General features: G+C 46.4%; 16 protein-coding genes. All 16 read left to right on the top strand.

What is annotated here, in order from left to right; all coding sequences use genetic code 11:
- Positions 1–7 precede the first annotated feature (7 nt).
- The 16 genes from GC097_RS24630 (at position 8) to sleB (ending at position 18138) form a co-directional block, all read left to right on the top strand.
- A complete protein-coding gene (locus GC097_RS24630; RefSeq protein ID WP_171685952.1) occupies positions 8–955 on the top strand; it encodes a bifunctional riboflavin kinase/FAD synthetase in 948 nt (315 codons plus the stop codon).
- A 154-nt stretch (positions 956–1109) separates the two neighbouring features.
- Positions 1110–1379, top strand: coding sequence for a 30S ribosomal protein S15 (gene rpsO / locus GC097_RS24625; RefSeq protein ID WP_029195252.1), 270 nt, complete (start codon positions 1110–1112; stop codon positions 1377–1379).
- Between the two features lie 263 nt (positions 1380–1642).
- Positions 1643–3745, top strand: coding sequence for a polyribonucleotide nucleotidyltransferase (gene pnp / locus GC097_RS24620; protein ID WP_171685951.1), 2103 nt, complete (start codon positions 1643–1645; stop codon positions 3743–3745).
- A gap of 164 nt (positions 3746–3909) precedes the next feature.
- The gene (locus GC097_RS24615) at positions 3910–4938 is read left to right on the top strand and encodes a polysaccharide deacetylase family protein (protein ID WP_246294439.1); all 1029 of its coding nucleotides are present in this window, start codon (positions 3910–3912) and stop codon (positions 4936–4938) included.
- Between the two features lie 107 nt (positions 4939–5045).
- On the top strand, positions 5046–6302 hold the full coding sequence (locus GC097_RS24610) for a M16 family metallopeptidase (protein ID WP_171685950.1): 1257 nt from the start codon (positions 5046–5048) through the stop codon (positions 6300–6302).
- Positions 6289–6744: a dUTP diphosphatase gene (gene dut, locus GC097_RS24605; protein WP_281364354.1), complete on the top strand. Its 456-nt coding sequence runs from the start codon at positions 6289–6291 to the stop codon at positions 6742–6744. The genes GC097_RS24610 and dut overlap by 14 nt, the downstream gene beginning before the upstream one ends.
- Before the next feature lie 124 nt (positions 6745–6868).
- Positions 6869–7768, top strand: a complete 900-nt coding sequence (gene dpsA, locus GC097_RS24600; protein WP_171685948.1) for a dipicolinate synthase subunit DpsA — start codon at positions 6869–6871, stop codon at positions 7766–7768.
- Entirely contained in the window at positions 7765–8358 is a 594-nt protein-coding gene (locus tag GC097_RS24595) for a dipicolinate synthase subunit B (RefSeq protein ID WP_171685947.1), read from the top strand. Before dpsA ends, GC097_RS24595 begins: the two co-directional genes overlap by 4 nt.
- A gap of 33 nt (positions 8359–8391) precedes the next feature.
- Positions 8392–9429, top strand: coding sequence for an aspartate-semialdehyde dehydrogenase (locus tag GC097_RS24590; RefSeq protein WP_171685946.1), 1038 nt, complete (start codon positions 8392–8394; stop codon positions 9427–9429).
- A 43-nt stretch (positions 9430–9472) separates the two neighbouring features.
- Complete coding sequence (gene dapG, locus GC097_RS24585; RefSeq protein ID WP_171685945.1) at positions 9473–10690, top strand: aspartate kinase; 1218 nt, start codon at positions 9473–9475, stop codon at positions 10688–10690.
- Between the two features lie 26 nt (positions 10691–10716).
- Positions 10717–11580: a 4-hydroxy-tetrahydrodipicolinate synthase gene (dapA, locus tag GC097_RS24580; protein WP_171685944.1), complete on the top strand. Its 864-nt coding sequence runs from the start codon at positions 10717–10719 to the stop codon at positions 11578–11580.
- Between the two features lie 168 nt (positions 11581–11748).
- Positions 11749–13425 carry a ribonuclease J gene (locus GC097_RS24575; protein ID WP_171685943.1) on the top strand — a complete coding sequence of 559 codons (1677 nt, stop codon included), beginning with the start codon at positions 11749–11751 and terminating at the stop codon, positions 13423–13425.
- A gap of 218 nt (positions 13426–13643) precedes the next feature.
- Positions 13644–14339: a ClpP family protease gene (locus tag GC097_RS24570; RefSeq protein WP_376768428.1), complete on the top strand. Its 696-nt coding sequence runs from the start codon at positions 13644–13646 to the stop codon at positions 14337–14339.
- On the top strand, positions 14336–14572 hold the full coding sequence (locus GC097_RS24565; protein ID WP_171685941.1) for a YlzJ-like family protein: 237 nt from the start codon (positions 14336–14338) through the stop codon (positions 14570–14572). The genes GC097_RS24570 and GC097_RS24565 overlap by 4 nt, the downstream gene beginning before the upstream one ends.
- 64 nt (positions 14573–14636) lie before the next feature.
- Complete coding sequence (locus GC097_RS24560) at positions 14637–17207, top strand: DNA translocase FtsK (RefSeq protein ID WP_312875725.1); 2571 nt, start codon at positions 14637–14639, stop codon at positions 17205–17207.
- A gap of 133 nt (positions 17208–17340) precedes the next feature.
- Entirely contained in the window at positions 17341–18138 is a 798-nt protein-coding gene (gene sleB / locus GC097_RS24555; RefSeq protein WP_171685940.1) for a spore cortex-lytic enzyme, read from the top strand.
- The last annotated feature ends 93 nt before the right edge of the window (positions 18139–18231 follow it).

The following is an 18231-nucleotide window of genomic DNA, read 5'->3' as shown; positions in this document are numbered from 1 at the left end:
AACTTATATGCAAATAATACCCATATCATATCCCATTGATTTTGATTCTCCACAAGTGTTTGTTGGAGAGCAGGTTGTGGCCATTGGTGATTTTGATGGTGTACATTTGGGACACCAGGAGGTCATCGGGCGAGCCTTACTTACGGCTAAGAAGCTTGGTCTTCCGACGGCGATCATGACCTTCCACCCTCATCCAAGAGCGGTAATGGGGCAGGATAAATACATGGATCTCTTGACACCAATGAAAGAGAAGATGGATATATTTGCCTCGCTGGGTGTCAATCATACCTACATTGTTACGTTCGATGCTTCGCTCATGCGGCTATCTCCGGAACTGTTCGTGGATCAAGTATTGGATCAACTTGGCGTTAACAGTGTGATTTGCGGTTTTGATTTTACATTCGGCTATCAAGGTAAAGGGAATCCGGATACGCTTTGTGAGCTGAGTCATGGGAAATTTTCTGTGGAAGTGGTGAGACCCTTTCAAATGGACGGCGAAAAAGTAAGTTCCACACTCATTCGTGAATCGTTGCAGCAAGGGAATATTGACACAGTGACGAGACTTCTCGGGCGTCCCTACAGCATTAGCGGCATCGTGGTGGATGGCGAAAAGCGGGGAAGACTGTTAGGATTCCCAACGGCTAATCTTCAATTGGATGAAACCTATGTCATCCCAACAAATGGTGTTTATGCGATTAAAGCCTCAGTCAAAGGGGAAACGTATAAAGGTGTCATGAACATTGGCGTGAAGCCGACATTCGCAACCGGAGAGTTGAAACCTTCGTTTGAGGCCCATTTATTTGATTTTTCCGAGCAAATCTATGGCGAACAGATGAAAGTCGAAATTATTGCTTTTCTCCGCCCGGAGCGCAAGTTTTCGTCCATTGACGAACTGGTCGCACAAATTAAGGTGGATGCAGAAACGGCAAAAAATAAACTATCATCGCCTGAATAGAAACAAGCATTTACTTCTACTGTGCGAGTATGATATACTGTTTAACGTTGCCCAAGGAACATTCCCTTTGGCATGAACCTAAGCTTGGATACACGCTATCATCGGCGATTTCTAGGCTTACGGGGATACAATAGAATTTAGGAGATGAACAATCATGGCATTAACTCAAGAGCGCAAAACACAACTGATTCAAACTCACAAGGTACACGATACCGATACGGGTTCACCTGAGGTACAAGTAGCAATCCTTACAGAGAACATTGTTAACCTTACGAACCACCTTCGTACGCACAAGAAAGATCACCACTCCCGTCGTGGTTTGCTTAAAATGGTTGGACAACGCCGTAAGCTGCTAGCATACGTGAAGAACAAAGATGTGAGCCGTTACAGTGCTTTGATCGAAAAGCTTGGTTTGCGTCGATAAAACCGACAATGAGAAGCAACCTGTTGCTCCTTTGCTGGGCTTGATAAAGCTTGCGCAGAGAGTGGCAACGAGGTTGCTTTTTCTTGTATTTTTAAAACGGAAAAAGAAGGAAATACTAGACACTACGCAGAATTAGAGGATGACTCCAGCTCAAGGCATTCTTTGGATACATACGGAGTCACCATGTTGAGGTCACTGACCTTCCTTTTTGTGTATGCGTATCACAACACATAATGAATATGAACATTCCTTAGGAGGATATTATGGAGAAAAGGGTACAAATGGAACTTGGCGGCAAACCGTTCATTCTTGAAACGGGCAGACTAGCCAAACAAGCCAATGCGGCAGTAACCGTTCGCTACGGCGACACGGTTGTGCTTAGTACAGTTACGGCATCCAGCGGACCGAAAGACCTGGATTTCTTTCCGTTAACTGTTAACTATGAAGAGAGACTGTATTCTGTAGGTAAAATTCCAGGCGGATTTATTAAGCGTGAAGGCCGTCCGAGTGAAAAGGCTATTCTTGCCAGCCGTTTGACGGATCGTCCGATTCGTCCGTTGTTCCCGGAAGGATTCCGGAATGACGTCCAAATCGTTTCCATGGTCATGAGCGTGGATCAAGAGTGTCCACCGGAAATTGCAGCCATGATCGGGACTTCCGCGGCTCTTGCCATTTCCGACGTTCCTTTCAACGGTCCTGTCGGCGGCGTTATTGTCGGACGTGTGGACGGTCAGTTTGTCGTCAACCCAACGGGAGAGACAGCAGAGAAAAGTGATCTGCACTTAACAGTGGCGGGTACGAAAGACGCAATCATGATGGTTGAAGCAGGCGCCAATGAAGTGTCGGAGGACGTTGTGCTGGAAGCGATTATGTTCGGACATGATGAAATTCGCAAAATTGTCGCTATCATTGAAGAATTGGTTGAAATCGCCGGCAAGCCTAAAATGGAAGTGAAACTCCATGCGGTAGACGCTGATGTCAGTAAAGCAGTTCGCGAATTCGCACAGGCTAGATTAGTCGATGCCATCAAAATTTCCGAGAAACATGCTAGACAAGAAGCCATTGATGTTGTAAATGCGGAAGCCGTAGAACATTTTACAGCTTTGTATGCTGAAACGCCTGAGTTGTTAGGCGATGTGAAAGAAACGCTTTATGATATCGTTAAAGAAGAAGTCCGCCGTTTGATTACGCATGATAAAGTAAGACCGGATGGACGTAAATTAGAAGAAATCCGCGCGATTGACTGCGATATTGATTTGCTGCCGCGCACTCACGGTTCCGGTTTGTTCACACGTGGTCAGACTCAAGCGTTGAGCGTATGTACACTAGGCGCACTAGGCGATGTTCAAATCCTGGATGGCTTGGATCTTACAGAAACGAAACGATTCATGCATCACTATAATTTCCCGCCGTTCTCCGTAGGGGAAGCAAGACCGCTTCGTCCGCCGGGTCGCCGTGAAATCGGACATGGTGCACTAGGGGAGAGAGCTCTGGAGCCGATTATCCCTAACGAAACTGATTTCCCTTACACGATTCGTCTAGTTTCAGAAGTTCTGGAATCCAACGGTTCGACATCCCAAGCAAGTATTTGCGCAAGCACATTAGCGCTTATGGATGCCGGCGTGCCGATCAAAGCACCGGTTGCGGGTATTGCGATGGGGCTGATTAAAGACGGAGACCATTTCTCCATTTTGTCCGATATTCAAGGGATGGAAGATCATCTTGGCGATATGGACTTCAAAGTCGCGGGTACGGCAGAAGGTATTACAGCGCTTCAAATGGATATCAAAATCGACGGGATCGACCGCGACATATTGCAGCAGTCTTTGCAGCAAGCCAAAGAAGGCCGCATGCACATTTTAAGCAAAATGGTTTCCCGTATTTCTGAACCTAAGAAAACGTTGTCCGAATACGCACCGAAAATTTTGACGATGAACATTAACCCTGATAAAATCCGTGATGTCATCGGAGCAGGCGGCAAAATCATCAACAAAATCATTGAAGAAACCGGCGTGAAAATCGATATCGAACAAGACGGCCGTGTGTTCATTGCTTCTTCCAATCAAGCGATGAACGAAAAAGCGCGTTCCATCATTGAAGGCATTGTGCGTGAAGTGATTGTCGGTGAAACGTATCTCGGCACAGTTAAACGCGTAGAGAAATTCGGAGCTTTCGTAGAGATATTGCCAGGTAAAGAAGGACTGGTTCATATTTCTCAAATTTCCACTGAACGCGTAGCGAAAGTGGAAGATGTCGTTAACGTTGGTGATCAAATCACGGTGAAAGTAACCGAGATTGACCAACAAGGACGAGTAAATCTGTCCCGCAAAGCAACATTAACTTCGCAAGTCCCGGCTCAAACTTAGAGCCGAGTGACTTGTGAAGTCCCTTTTTCATATTAGCAGCTTTGGATAAAGAGTCAGATCTATCTGTCTCTTTTTTGCTTTTTCAGACAATCACGGACATGCCTCGTTCTACTCTTGTCCTTTCCTGCATACACTCAGGACATGAAGATAAGGGGGACCTGTCTATGCACTACAAGAAGTGGCTTCTTCTAGGAAGTTTTTTTGCTATGGTTATGCTTGCCTTAAATTCTATCCCTCATGTAGGTGCTTATATCCAAACCATAAAACAGGGGCAAAGTCCCTATCTATTTGGGGCGGATTGGGAGGACGAGGAAGCGCTTCCGGTTTTCGCATCTGGACCTATTGGAAACAATAATCTGTTAGAGACGATTACCAAAGAAGCGGAAAAGCGCAAAATTGCTCCAGTCAATGCCAAATTAGATCCTGTTTGGAAAGCCATCCCCGGTTATAACGGGCTTGAAGTCGATATAGAGGAAACCCTTAAGATTGCCGAACACAGATTGACTCCAGGCAAAATTAATTATGTTATGAAAGAAGTGCCCCCTAGCATTCAGTTGGAAGATTTAGGTCCTAACCCGATCTATAAAGGGAACCCTAATAAGCCGATGGTTTCATTCATGATCAACGTTGCATGGGGGAATGAATATATACCGAGTATTTTAGAGACGCTTCGCAAAGAAAACGTACATGCCACTTTTTTTCTGGATGGGTCATGGTTGAATAAGAACGTCGAAATGGCCAAAAAAATTCAGAGCGAGGGACATGAACTGTCCAATCATGCTTATTCGCATAAAGATATGAGGAATGTTAGCCGCAGCAAAGCAGTGGAGGAAATATCCAAAACCGAACAGCTGCTGAAACAGCAGTTAGGTGTGAACAACACGCTTTTTGCGCCGCCTTCGGGTTATTTCAAGCAAGAAACGGTTCAAGTAGCCGCTGAGTTTAAATTGAAGACAGTCCTTTGGACATTTGATACGATTGATTGGAAAAATCCGGGGGCAGATCGAATTCTGCAGCGGCTATCGGCCAATGTGGAGCCAGGATCGCTCATTTTGATGCATCCAACGCCTTCTTCCCGAGATGCATTGCCCGGAATGATTCGGATCATCAAGAATAAAGGATTGACAATCGGCACTGTTACGGAGATGCTTTCATCGAAACGGGTTGCAGAGGCCGGCCAAATTGTCAACTAATGGGCGGTCAAGCTGTAAAGTTGAGTCGCCCGCACATTTTTGTTAGACTGAGGAAGTATAATTTGGAAATGGGACTTTACAGGGCTTCATTTTGAGGAGGAAACTTAGTGATCAAATATCGCTTACATAATGGCTTGAGAGTGGTTATGGAACAAATCCCTACTTTTCGATCGGTTACGTTCGGAATTTGGGTGAAAACTGGCTCACGTAATGAGTCTCAAGAGCAAAACGGCATTTCGCATTTTATTGAACATATGCTGTTCAAAGGAACGGAGCGTCATTCAGCCAAAGATATTGCTGAGATATTTGACGGAATTGGCGGGAATGTCAATGCATTTACCTCCAAAGAGTATACGTGCTATTATGCCAAAGTGCTTGATGAGCATTTGCCGCTGGCGATGGATGTGCTTTCGGATATGTTTTTCAACTCTGCTTTTGATGAAGGGGAGTTGGAGAAAGAAAAGGGAGTCATTTACGAAGAAATATCCATGTACGAAGATACGCCTGACGATTTGGTCCATGATTTGTTGGCGAAAGCCTCATATGGTACTCATCCGTTAGGCTATACGATTCTTGGGACAGAAGAGAATTTATCCAAGATGAATTCCGATGATCTTCGTAATTATATGAAAAAGCATTATAATACGGAAAATACAGTGCTTAGTATTGCCGGCAATATTGATGATAGCGTTCGTGAACTGATCGAGAAGCATTTTGGCGGTTTCGCTCAAGCAGGCGTGGAAACGAGCTACGATGCACCAGATTTCCTTGGAGAACTCATTTTCCATGCGAAAAAAACAGAGCAAAATCATATTTGCCTCTCGCTTCCCGGACTATCGCTTCAAGAGGAGAACCTGTACCCGATGGTGCTGCTGAACAACGCGATAGGCGGTGGCATGAGTTCCAGACTCTTTCAGGAAATCCGTGAAAAGCGCGGCTTAGCCTACTCCGTGTATTCGTATCACTCTTCCCATATCGATAGCGGGCTCTTTACCATTTATACCGGCACTGCCCCGAAACAAACGGAAGAAGTGTTGAAAGTTACGATGGAGCTGCTGCATGATATTGCGGTGAAAGGCATGCTGGAGTCCGAGCTGAAGAAAGGCAAAGAACAGTTGAAGGGCAGTTTGATTCTAAGCCTTGAGAGCACGAGCAGCCGCATGAACCGTTTCGGGAAAAACGAGCTGATGACCGGAAAGCATTACAGTTTGGACGAAATGCTTGGGCGCATAGACAGCGTTCAAATGGAACATATTCAAGCGCTAACGAAGACATTATTCTCGACGCCTTTCGCTCTTTCTATGGTAGGGAATGCAGATGACGTCATCGGCAGCTTCAGGAGGGATCAGCTTGTCTCTCTCTAAGTTTGATGTCCAAATAAAACGTGTATCCGGGCAGGAGGATATTCTCTTGCCTCAGAAAATGTCCGCGGCAGCTAGCGGTTATGATCTTTATGCCGCTGTAAGCGAGCCTGTTGTTCTTGCTCCAGGAGAACGTCAACTTATTCCGACTGGTTTTGCCCTGAGCATGCCACCGGAGCTGGAAGCGCAAATCAGGCCGCGAAGCGGGTTAGCCTTCAAATACGGCATAACAACGCTGAATTCGCCTGGAACGATTGATGCCGATTACAGGGGAGAAGTCAAAGTGTTGTTGATCAACCTCGGGCAGGAGTCATTCACAATCCAGCGAAATGAGCGCATTGCGCAAATGGTATTTCAGCTTGTGCCGCAAATTGAATTAATGGAAGTTGATGAACTAACGGAAACGGAGCGGGGAGCCGGCGGTTTCGGTCACACCGGTCGATAAGAAGTAGATGGGAGAACCTCTGAAAAGGGGTTCTTTTTTGTTTCTTAAAGGAGAGGCACCCATCTTTAGGCGAACGCATATTATAACGTATCGAAACGGACCGAGAAAGGGGTGTAAGCAAACAATGCTTACTGGGATTTCGGTTGCTTTCATGGGTGGAGACGCCCGGCAGCTTGAAGTAATTCAGAAATTTACCGAGCTTGATGCGACGGTGACATTATTCGGCTTTGACAATCTCGGCAGGCAATTTAGCGGTGTATCCAACGCCAAGCTGGATCCTGCGCTGCTTCAAGCCATTGATGTCCTTATATTGCCGGCCGTAGGTACGGATGATTCGGGACAAGTGGAATCTATCTTTTCAAGCGAAGAGCTGAAACTTACGGACGTTCATATTTCTTCGCTCCCGAAGCATGCCAAAGTGTACACAGGAATGGCCAAAAGTTACTTGAAAAAACTTTGCGCCGCACAGGGGATAGAGGTTGTGGAATTATTCGATCGGGACGATGTCGCGATATATAATTCAATTCCGACCGCTGAGGGCGCTCTGATGATGGCGATACAGAACACGGATATAACAATCCACGGTTCTGTATGTATGGTTCTAGGTTTTGGCCGTACGGGTTTCACGATGGCCAAAACACTGCAAGGTTTAGGGGCTACCGTTAAGGTAGGGGTAAGGAAAGCGGAGCATTTTGCGAGGGCGTGGGAGATGGGTTTTCAGGCATTTTATACGAAAGACTTGTATCCGGAAGTGGGGAATATTGACTTGCTTTTTAACACAATTCCGACTATGATAGTCACAGCGCAAGTTATTACCAATATCCCACATCGCGCGCTCATCATCGATTTGGCTTCTAAACCCGGCGGAACGGATTTCCGATTTGCCGAGAAAAGAGGCATCAAAGCGATGCTCGCGCCCGGTTTACCTGGCATCGTCGCCCCCAAAACAGCTGGCCGCATCATGGCGAACACACTAAGTCAGCTGATCGAGGAAGACTTTAAAGACAGGAGCGTTGTGGAATGAATTGGGAAGGAAAAACGGTCGGCTACGCGTTAACTGGTTCTCATTGTACGCTGGAAGAGGTTATGCCTCAGATTAAGAGATTTGTAGATGCGGGTGCCCGTGTCATTCCGATTGTCTCCAATACGGTCATGACAACAGATACACGTTTCGGCAAATCGGCGGATTGGCAGCAACAGATTAAGGAAATAACAGGCAACAACATCATCTCCACAATTGTAGATGCAGAACCGCTGGGTCCATCCAAGTTGCTTGATGTGATGGTTATTGCGCCTTGCACAGGGAATACGACTAGCAAACTTGCGAATGCGATGACGGAAAGTCCTGTATTAATGGCAGCCAAAGCGCAAATGAGGAACTTACGTCCTCTTGTTCTTGCTATATCAACCAATGACGGACTGGGCTTGAATGCGATGAATATCGCTAAGCTTTTGATTACGAAGAACATTTATTTTGTTCCTTTTGGTCAAGATGCGCCTGGAGCTAAGCCAAATTCGTTGGTAGCTCGCATGGACTTGATTATGGAAGCTTGTGAATCCGCACTGGAAGGCAAACAGTTACAGCCCATGATTATTGAGAGATTTCAATACTAATATAGATAAATCTTGAAGGGGAGAGACCAGCTCATGTCCAACCAGAAGCTTTTTAACGTTGCAGTCGTCGGTGCTACAGGCGCAGTAGGCGAACAAATTATCCGTCTATTAGAAGAACGGAATTTCCCCATCAAGGAATTGAAATTACTTTCCTCCGCTCGTTCGGCAGGCGCGAAGATTGCATTCAAAGGTGAAGAAGTAACGGTTCAAGAAGCCGGACCCGATAGCTTTGCAGGTGTTGATATTGCTTTGTTTAGCGCTGGTGGCGATGTGTCTAAAGCGTTAGCTCCGCATGCCGTTAAAGCGGGTACGATTTGCATAGATAACACAAGTGCATACCGAATGGACGCGGATACGCCTTTGGTTGTTCCAGAAGTCAATATTGACAAAATCAACGAGCACAAAGGAATCATTGCGAATCCGAACTGCTCCACGATTCAATTGGTTGCTGCTTTGAAGCCTTTATACGACCGCTATGGCATTTCCCGTATCATCGTATCGACGTATCAAGCCGTTTCTGGAGCGGGTTCCAAAGCCATTCATGAAATGTTAAGACAATCTCAAGAAGTTCTTGCTGGAAATGATGCGAATCCGGACATTTTGCCCGTAGGCTCCTTGCCTGTGAAGCACCAAATCGCATTTAATGCCATACCGCAAATCGATAAATTTCTCGACAACGGTTTTACGAACGAAGAAATGAAAATGATTCTTGAAACGAAAAAAATTATGGGTGACGAGTCCATTGAAGTAACCGCAACTTGCGTGCGTATTCCAGTTGTTTATGGGCATTCCGAGTCTGTCTACGTGGAATTGAAAGAAGATTTCGACGTAGAGGAAGTGAAGACTTTGCTTGCGGATGCTCCCGGGATCGTATTAGTTGACAATCCTGCCGAGCAGCAATATCCATTGGCAACAGATGCAGCAGGCAAACTGGAAACCTTCGTTGGTCGCGTTCGCCGCGATTTGAGCAACCCAAAAGCTCTGAATATGTGGATTGTTTCTGACAATCTCCTCAAAGGCGCTGCTTGGAATGCTGTGCAAATTGCTGAATATATTGCTATAGAACAATAATCAGCATACTGCGATCAAGTTGCAGTTAATATGGGGGAAACCTATGCGAATCCTTGTACAAAAATTCGGAGGTACCTCGCTTTCCACCGCACAAGCCAGAGAACACGTTATTGGACATATTCAAGATGCACTAATCGATGATTACAAATTAGTCGTTGTCGTTTCTGCGATGGGACGTAAAGGGGAACCCTACGCGACTGACACGCTCCTAGACCTCGTTCGCCAGAACGGGGAGGGACTGCCGGCGCGGGAACTCGATATGCTGTTGGGCTGCGGGGAACTCATCTCTGCGGTGCATTTGTGCAGCATATTGCAATCGAGGGGCATCCGTTCTACAGTTTTGACAGGTGGGCAAGCCGGCATTCTTACGAATGACGATCATGGCAACGCCAAGATTGTTGCTATGCAGCCTAACCGCATCTTAGAATTATTGGAACAAGATATGGTTGTGATTGTTACCGGATTTCAAGGGAAAACAAGCGCTGATGAGCTGACGACACTGGGACGCGGAGGTAGCGATACTTCGGCGACTGCGCTGGGAGCAGCTTTGAAGGCCGATATTGTTGATATTTTCACCGATGTGAATGGGATAATGACAGCGGATCCAAGAATTGTCGAGGACGCTAAACCGCTTGTTCGAGTGAGTTTTGCCGAAATTTGCAATATGGCGCATAATGGAGCTAAAGTCATTCATCCGCGTGCCGTTGAAGTGGCGATGCACGCCAATATTCCGATTCGGGTTCGCTCTACGTTCACGAAGGAACCAGGAACTTTGGTAACGGCATCAGACAGTATTTCGCATGATTTGAATCAAGTGAAAGACCGCTTTGTTACTGGTATTGCTCATTTCACGAATATTACGCAAATTCATGTTGCTGCCGTTGAGGGGCAGTTTGATTTGCAGCTTCGTGTTTTCAAGACGATGGCGCAGAACCAGATCAGTGTAGATTTTATTAGTGTGAATGCATCGGCAGTCGTTTACACGGTCTTCGATCACGAGGCGGAGCGTGCTGTCAAACTCCTGAGAAGTCATGGCTATGAGCCGCAAGCTTCGAGGGGATGTGCGAAAGTTTCCGTCATCGGCGGAGGCATGAACGGTGTGCCGGGAATTATGGCGCAAATTGTAGAAGCATTAACCGTAGAAGACATACGGATCCTGCAATCAGCCGATTCGAATACGACGATTTGGGTGCTTGTTCAAGGCGAAGATATGATTAGATCGGTTAAAGCGTTACATCATAAATTTAGTTTAAATAAATAAAATATGAAACTCAGGAGGTGCAATCGGTGGATTTTGGAAGAGTAATCACAGCCATGGTCACTCCGTTTGACGAGCAATTACAAGTCAACTGGGACCAAGTAGAACCGCTTATCAACTATTTAATCGAAGAACAGCAGTCCGATAGCCTCGTAATTTGCGGAACCACCGGAGAGGCACCAACATTAACAGACGATGAAAAGCTGAAGCTTATCGAACTTTCCGTTCGCTATGCCCGTGGCCGTTGCAAAATCATTGCAGGCACTGGAAGTAACGATACGGCACATGCCATTCGTTTTTCACAAAAGGTTGAGAACCTCGGAGTAGATGCTTTGCTCATCGTTGCTCCTTACTATAACCGCCCGTCGCAAGAGGGGCTGTACGAGCATTTTAAAGCGGTGGCTGAATCCGTTAAGGTGGCTGTCATGCTTTATAATGTACCGGGACGTACGGGTGTCAATCTGGACGCCGAAACAACCATTCGTCTTTCCCGCATTCCGAATATCGTGGCAACCAAGGATTGTGCGAACACGGATCAACTGACCCGTATTCTCAATGATGCAGCCCCTGGATTCCTTGTATACAGCGGAGATGACAGCTCTGCGCTTCCAGCGCTATCCGTTGGTTGTCATGGAATTATTAGCGTTGCGAGCCACGTGATTGGAAAAGAAATGCAATCTATGGTAAAGTATTATTTAGAAGGTAACATTCAGCAAGCGGCAGAACTTCATCGCAAGCTGCACCCTGTATTTACTGGCATTTTCCGTGTACCGAGTCCTGCGCCCATTAAGCATGCTCTTGCACTGAAAGGCGTTCAAACAGGGGGCGTAAGGCTTCCGTTAGTTCGCGTATCCGAGCAAGAAGGACAATTCATCCAATCACTTTTTGAATGATAACGCCTAATGAATCGGTGCTCCGGCATCGGTTTTCTTTTTTTGGGGAAGCTATTGTAATCGGTATTAACTTGTATTTGTAGTTTTTTTTCATGTATAATGGTTGCAAGTGACTAGTTCGGTTTTTCATTTAAAATTCGTCGTCCAATCTTAGAAGGAGGTATATTCTTGTCCAAAAAAAATATTGATAAACTTTTGATCTTCGCTCTTGGCGGCGTGGGCGAAATCGGAAAAAATATGTATTGCGTTCAGTATGCGAACGATATCATCGTCATTGATAGTGGTTTGAAATTTCCTGAGCAGGACATGCTCGGAATTGATATTGTCATTCCAGATATCGGATACTTAACGGAGAATCGGGATAAAGTACGCGGCATTATCATTACTCACGGCCATGAAGATCACATCGGCGGCTTACCTTATGTACTTAAGCACCTTAATGTTCCTTTGTATGCAACTAAGCTAACAATGGGACTCATTGAGGCGAAGCTGAAGGAAGCGAATTTGCTCGGTACGACGAACCGGATCCTTATTAACGCGGATTCTGTACTTTCTCTGGGCACTATTACAGCAACATTCTTCAAAACCAACCACAGTATCCCTGACTCTGTCGGTGTCGCACTGGATACGCCGGAAGGCGTCGTTGTTCATACAGGCGATTTCAAATTTGATCAAACGCCTGTCAATGATCAATATGCAGATTTGCACCGTATGGCGGAAATCGGGAAGAAAGGCGTTCTAGCCTTGCTTTCTGACAGCACCAACGCGGAACGTCCTGGTTACACAGGCTCGGAACGCAGTGTGGGCATTGAGATTGAAGAAGTGTTCCGTAAAGCGAAGCAGAGAGTCGTCATTGCAACTTTTGCATCTAACATTCACCGTGTACAACAGGTGTTTGATGCAGCAGCAGCAACGAATCGTAAAGTTACCGTCATCGGTCGAAGCATGGTGAACGTGGTATCGATTGCAAGCGAATTAGGTTACTTGAACATTCCGGATGGCATGTTGATTGAGCCAGAAGAAGTGAACAAGCTTGCTGCTGATCGGGTCGTCATTCTATCCACCGGAAGCCAAGGCGAGCCTATGTCAGCACTGACAAGAATGGCGCGTTCTACTCACCGTAAAGTTGATATTTTACCTGGTGATACGGTCATTATTGCAGCGACGCCGATTCCGGGGAATGAACGTGACGTAGGTCGTACGGTTGATGAACTATTCCGTATCGGAGCTAACGTGATTTACGGACCGGGTTCTGTAACCGGTGTTCACGTATCAGGTCACGGCAGTCAAGAAGAATTGAAGCTTATGCTCAATTTAATGAAGCCGAAATATTTTATCCCTATTCACGGTGAATATCGCATGCTGCGTCAACATGGAATCCTTGCAGAGTCTGTGGGCATGGCGAAAGAAGATATTTTTATGTGCGATATCGGTGACACGGTAGAAATTCAAAATGGTGTTGCACGCAAAGGATCTAAGGTTCAAAGCGGCAACATTCTAATTGATGGACTGGGCGTCGGAGATGTAGGCAACATTGTGTTGCGCGACCGTAAGTTGCTGTCTCAGGACGGTATTCTTGTCGTCGTCGTTACTCTCAGCAAACAAGATGGCAAAATTTTATCCGGACCGGATATCATTTCCCGCGGATTCGTTTATGTACGTGAATCAGAGGGTCTCTTGGAAGAAGCCAATCGAATCGTTACGAATACTTTAACGAAGTTAATGAATGAAAATGTAAATGAATGGGCATCTTTAAAAACAAACGTAAAAGATGTTCTCGGACGCTTTTTATATGAACAAACCAGAAGAAGACCAATGATCCTTCCAATTATTATGGAAGTCTAGGCTCGAACAGTCACTTGAACCTATGCAAATAGCAAAGCTCTCTCCATCACTGGAGGGAGCTTTTTTCAGTGCTTCCTAAGAAACAAGAATGCATGAAAGCAACCAAGTTTATTCATACTAGGGGAGATTATGATCTTAACATGCACAGTTTGTGAGTCAAATTTGAAGGGGGAATTATTGTGGCATCATCAACAGAGCCGAAACAGCAGGAACCGGGAATCGAAGAGGGAAAGAAAAATCCAATCCTCGAAAATATTCAGCAGTTAGGTCAAACCAATACCATTTCGGGTGAATCGAATATTTTTTGCCTCACGATTATCGGTCAAGTGGAAGGTCATATCGTACTCCCTCCTCAGAACAAAACAACTAAGTATGAGCACTTGATTCCTCAATTGGTGGCTGCTGAGCAGAATCCCAAAATTGAAGGCGTCATGATCATTCTAAATACGGTGGGTGGCGATGTTGAGGCTGGGTTAGCCATCGCAGAGATGGTGTCGACTCTTTCGAAGCCGTCGATCGCTTTAGTTCTAGGCGGAGGCCATAGTATTGGCGTCCCTATTGCGGTGTCAGCTAACTATTCCATCATTGCCGAAACGGCGACCATGACGATTCACCCTATTCGATTAAATGGCTTGATTATCGGTGTTCCCCAAACGTTTGAATATCTGGATAAAATGCAGGAGCGTGTCGTGCGATTCGTTACCAAGCATTCAAATGTGACCGAAGAAAAATTTAAAGAGCTCATGTTCAAGACCGGGGAATTGACCAGAGATATCGGGACAACGGTTATTGGGGAAGACGCTGTGAAATACGGTTTGATCGACCAGGTCGGCGGGATCGGCGATGCGATTCGGGAGCTGAATAAGCGCATAGAAGCGAAGAAGGCGGCTATGGGCGGTGGAATCGTACAATGATACACTATTCCGCTGTGCCGATGGATGTTATTTTTGAAGGGGCAGAAACTTATGAGCCGAAATTTATTGACATTGATCAATGGGGTGTAAAGATGCAAATAGAGCCTATTAGCGGTTTTCAAGCCCGCATTGTCAGGCTGTACAGCTGTAATCCGCAGGACTATTTAAAAGAGCAATATGCCCCTGGCACTATAATTTCGTACAGTCCTGTCGCGGAGACTTCACTCACTTAAAGCGTTGTTCCTGTATCATCCCTCAAGCCAAATATGGTATAATGTGGACTTGGGGGTGACAAAAGTGGCGAAACGCAAGAAGAAAAATAAAGCATTAAAAACAAGTTTGTTATTCGAATTGTACGGGATTCTCATCTTGATTTTCTCCGTTGTTGCACTCGCCCATCAAGGACATGTCGGGAACTCGCTGATTTACCTTTTCCGTTTTTTTGTGGGAACATGGTATTCGTTAGTGCCGCTCATTTTCATATATGTGGCCTTGTATGCCATGATCAAACGCGCTTGGCCAGAGATGGTGACGCCTAAGAAAGCAGGCATTTTGCTGTTTATTCTTGGACTGCTGATAAAGAATCACATTGATTTATTTGCTCAGTTATATCCGGATGGCGGTTTCACGTCAGGTAAAATCATTTCGTCGACATGGGAAGCCATGTTGGAAGGACTGCATCCGACGGAGGCAGGAAGGGCTGCGCTCGAACACGGGATCGGCGGCGGAATGATCGGTGGCGTGCTGTATAGCATCTTATACTTCTTGTTTGACTATTTGGGAGCGAGATTGATCCAATATGCCTTATTTGTCATAGGCTTTATTCTGGCTACCGGCATTTCTTATGTAGACATCGGAAACGTCATCCACGGCCGATTCAGCAATGTCAGCCAGAATTTCAAGGACAGAATGAGAGAGTGGCTGCAGGACAGGGAAGCGCGACAACCACGACCCGTTGCCTCATCTTCCTCTGCGGGAGCTAACGACAAGAAAGTGAAGAAACCGGCATATGTTCCGGTCGATGATGAGTTCGATGAAGAAATGTTCAAGCCAGTGAAAAAAAAGAAATCGCCGCTTATTATGGAGCTGCTGCGACCGATTAAAGAAGGCCGGAAGAAGCCAGCGGCTGTTTCAAATGATGAGAATGAGGAAGAGTTTTTACATAATTCAGATGAAACGGATGCTTCAGATCAAGTCGTATATAAATCAAATGATGCAAAGGCTGCAGCAGTTGACGCTGCCGAGGATCAGCCCATCACACCGATTATACGCGATTTTCAGGAGCAGGTGCTTCAAGAAGCGCAGCAATCCGTTAAACCGGCAGCTGCGTCTGGTTCTGCAAGCGTGCCGCCTAAGCCTAAAGCTGCCGCGGCGGGCGATGCAGTGGCAGACGATGAGCCAGTTACTTTGGAATTTCAAGAGAACGCTCCTATCGTTCAAACGCGTCCTTACGAGATGCCTTCGCTCGATTTGCTGGCGAGGCCTGCAGTCGGCAAGGGCAGTGAAATGTCTGACTACAAAGCGAATGCCAGGAAGCTGGAAGCTACTTTAGAAAGTTTTGGCGTTCGCGCCAAAGTGCTCGAGGTCGTCAGGGGTCCTGCTGTAACGCGCTATGAGATTCAGCCGGATGTCGGGGTAAAAGTAAGCAGAATCGTCTCGCTAACCGATGATATTGCCTTGGCACTCGCTGCGAAGGATATTCGGATGGAGGCGCCGATTCCAGGTAAATCTGCGATCGGCATTGAGGTTCCGAATCTGGAGGTTTCCGTCGTTACGATGCGTGAAGTTATGGAAACATCCGCTTTTCAAGAATCCAGCTCCCGGTTGTCCGTCGTATTAGGCCGCGATATTTCCGGACAACCCATCGTAGGAAATTTGGCTAGAATGCCGCATTTACTTGTTGCTGGAGCTACGGGGTCAGGAAAGTCCGTATGTATTAACGGGATCATTACGAGCATCCTTTATAAGGCCAAGCCGAACGAAGTGAAGTTCCTGATGATCGACCCCAAAATGGTCGAATTGAATGTATACAACGGAATACCGCATCTTCTGGCGCCTGTTGTCACAGATCCACGTAGAGCTTCGCTGGCGCTGAAGAAAGTCGTCGTCGAGATGGAGAAACGCTATGAGCTATTCTCGAAGAGCGGTACGCGGAATATTGAAGGATACAACGCAATGTTAACCGAAAGCGGCACAGCGGCTCCTCTGCCTTACTACGTAGTCATCGTCGACGAGTTAGCCGATCTAATGATGGTCGCGGCTAACGATGTCGAGGATTCGATCTGCCGATTGGCACAGATGGCCCGTGCAGCGGGTATTCACTTGATTATTGCCACACAGCGTCCTTCTGTTGATGTAATCACAGGAGTTATCAAGGCGAATATCCCTTCGCGTATCGCGTTCGGCGTTTCATCACAGGTGGATTCACGGACGATTCTGGATATGGTCGGGGCGGAGAAACTGCTTGGCCGAGGAGATATGCTTTATTTGCCGGTAGGCGCCTCCAAGCCGGTACGTGTGCAGGGAGCTTTTTTATCCGACCAAGAGGTTGAGCATGTCGTTGGTTTTGTACGTACGCAAGAGCAAGCCAATTATCAGGAAGAGTTAGTTCCGCATGTGGAAGATATGCCGGAACAGCAGAACGAAGTTGAGGACGAGCTGTATGATCAAGCTGTTCAAATTGTATTGGAAGCGAAGCAAGCCTCCGTTTCATTGCTGCAAAGACGTATGAGAGTCGGTTATACGCGTGCCGCACGGCTGGTTGACTCCATGGAAGCCAAAGGAGTTGTCGGCCCCTACGAAGGAAGCAAGCCTCGTGAAGTGCTTATGTCCATCGAACAATATCACCATAACCGGATTAGCTCATAGGAAATATACGAATTGCCAGAACGCTCTCCTTACGGAGAGTGTTTTTGTTTGCATAAACCGCGACCCCCTTTCTCATAATAAGCAAGAAAAGCAAGAAAAGGCTCTTATTTGAAAAGTGAGGTTGAGAAGGGGAATGAACAAACGACTAATTGTACTTACCTTTTGTATTGTTTTTGTGCTGGTTGTCGCCTTTCAATTGAAAGGAAAGTTCAACCCGCCGGCGGAAGAAACGTTCAGCAAAAATGAGATACGTTATGGAGCTACAGGCTCTGACGTCAATGAGCTGCAAGGCCGTTTGAAGTTCATTGGTTTTTATGGAGGCAATATTGACGGCGATTTCGGGTACAGAACACTCACAGCCGTGAAACGTTTCCAAGGTGAGTTTGGAATGACGGTTGACGGTATTGTAGGGCCCAAGACTAAGCTTAGGCTCTGGGAAGCTACAAAAAATTGGAGACCTACAGCTCCTGCGACCGGAGGAAATACAGGCGGTGGCGGTGGTGGCGGTGGCGGATCGGATAATGCGGCTGCTAATCAAAAACCAGCGAATCTCGTGCCATCCAATAACCTTGGGCTCTCTGAACAAGACATTAATCTGATGGCTAATGCGGTGCACGGTGAAGCTCGCGGAGAGCCTTATATCGGTCAAGTTGCCGTAGCGGCTGTCATTTTGAATCGTGTGAAGTCGGCAAACTTCCCGAATACGGTTTCGGGTGTTATTTTTCAACCTGGCGCCTTTACAGCGGTAGCCGATGGTCAAATCTGGCTGACTCCGGACGAATCTACGAAGAAAGCGGTAAGAGACGCACTGGGGGGCTGGGATCCGTCAGGCGGCTGCATTTACTACTTTAATCCGGAAACAGCGACATCCAAGTGGATCTGGTCCAGACCGCAGGTTAAAGTGATTGGCAAGCATATTTTCTGTAAATAATTTATGAGGTGGACAAGGAGAAGGAACCTGCATTGGTTGCTTCTCCTCTTCATGTAGGAATATAATGGAACTATTACGATCTTAGAAGGGAGA

The sequence above is a fragment of the Paenibacillus planticolens genome (assembly GCF_013141725.1).
GTDB classification, from domain to species: Bacteria; Bacillota; Bacilli; order Paenibacillales; family NBRC-103111; genus Paenibacillus_E; species Paenibacillus_E planticolens.
This window is presented reverse-complemented; position numbering and strand designations above follow the sequence as displayed.